The organism is Shewanella sp. S1-49-MNA-CIBAN-0167, from assembly GCF_040310145.1.
Taxonomy (GTDB): Bacteria; Pseudomonadota; Gammaproteobacteria; order Enterobacterales; family Shewanellaceae; genus Shewanella; species Shewanella psychromarinicola.
In genome coordinates this window covers 1-270 of the sequence record NZ_JBEOPO010000277.1, presented here as the reverse complement: position 1 = coordinate 270, position 270 = coordinate 1, and the positions used below count along the sequence as shown (strand labels likewise).

Below are 270 nucleotides of genomic sequence, written 5' to 3'. Positions count from 1 at the left end.
CGCTTACGGTGGCCGTTCATTTTCGATTTGGACTGCAGAGGGGCAACAAGTTTTTGACAGTGGCAGTGATTTCGAGCGTATTACCGCGGCGTTATTAGCGATGAACTTCAATAACAACAACGATGAAAACAAAGGTGATAGCGGCAGCGACGACAAAGGCCCGGAGCCAGAGGCATTAGCTATTGGCCAAATAGGTTCACATACTTATGCCTTTATTGGTTTAGAACGCACCGGTGGTTTTATGATCTACGACATTACTAACCCTTTTGC

Annotated in this window: 1 protein-coding gene; it reads left to right on the top strand. The window is 46.3% G+C overall.

The annotated features are described in order from the left end of the window. Positions 1 to 270 (top strand): choice-of-anchor I domain-containing protein (locus AAEZ00_RS21310; RefSeq protein WP_502959357.1); only part of this gene is annotated, 270 nt, incomplete at both ends.